Here is an 868-nt window from a genome sequence, read left to right on the forward strand (position 1 = left end):
CGCGGGCCGGCTTTTCAAAGCTGGGTGGCCGGCTTCCGGCGGCCTGCGGCATGTGGCGCGAGGCGGCCGGCGCACTGCCCGACCGGTCGCGCAGGAAGGCCTTCACCCGCCGGTCTTCGGCCGAATGAAAACTCACCACGGCGAGGCGTCCGCCGGGCTTCAGCAACTGTTCGGCGGCCACCAGCCCGGCATCGAGCTGGCCCAGCTCGTCGTTCACGTGGATGCGCAGCGCCTGAAAGCTGCGGGTCGCCGGGTCCTTGCCCGGCTCACCGCGTCCCAGCACCCGGCGGATCAGGGCGGCCAGTTCGCCGGTGCGGCTGAACGGCCGGTCGGCCACGATGGCCCGCGCGATGCGCCGGGCGCCGCGTTCGTCGCCGAGGTGGAACAGCACGTCGGCAATCTCCGCCTCGCTGGCACTGTTGACGAAATCGGCCGCCGTCGGCCCCTCCTGGCTCATCCGCATGTCGAGCGGGCCATCGGCCTGGAAGGAAAAGCCACGCGCCGCCTCGTCAAGCTGCATGGAGGAGACGCCGATATCGAAGGCAATGGCATCCACGGCCGTCACGCCATGCTCGGCAAGGCCCGCCACCAGTTCGGCAAAGGGCCGGCGCACCAGCGTCACGTCGCGCGCGCCGGCCAGGTCCTGGTTCAGCGCATGGGCGGCGGGATCGCGGTCAAAGCCATAGGCATGGGCGATGCCGAAGCCGCGTGCGGCGCGCAGATAGCCGCCAGCCCCCAGCGTCGCGTCGACATAGACATCGCCGGCTTTCAGCGCGAGCGCCGCCATCACCTCGGCCAGCAAAACCGGCTGGTGCGGGGCGGCGCTCACTGCGGGCGCTCCTGCGGCAGGCCGCGCGCCTGCATCTCG

General features: G+C 71.7%; 1 protein-coding gene. It reads right to left on the reverse strand.

What is annotated here, in order from left to right:
• Positions 1–829 (reverse strand): 16S rRNA (cytosine(1402)-N(4))-methyltransferase RsmH (rsmH, locus tag GJV64_RS14930; protein WP_164158293.1); only part of this gene is annotated, 829 nt, incomplete at its 3' end.
• Between the last annotated feature and the right edge of the window lie 39 nt (positions 830–868).

The organism is Sandarakinorhabdus rubra, from assembly GCF_010994245.1.
Classification (GTDB): Bacteria; Pseudomonadota; Alphaproteobacteria; order Sphingomonadales; family Sphingomonadaceae; genus Sandarakinorhabdus; species Sandarakinorhabdus rubra.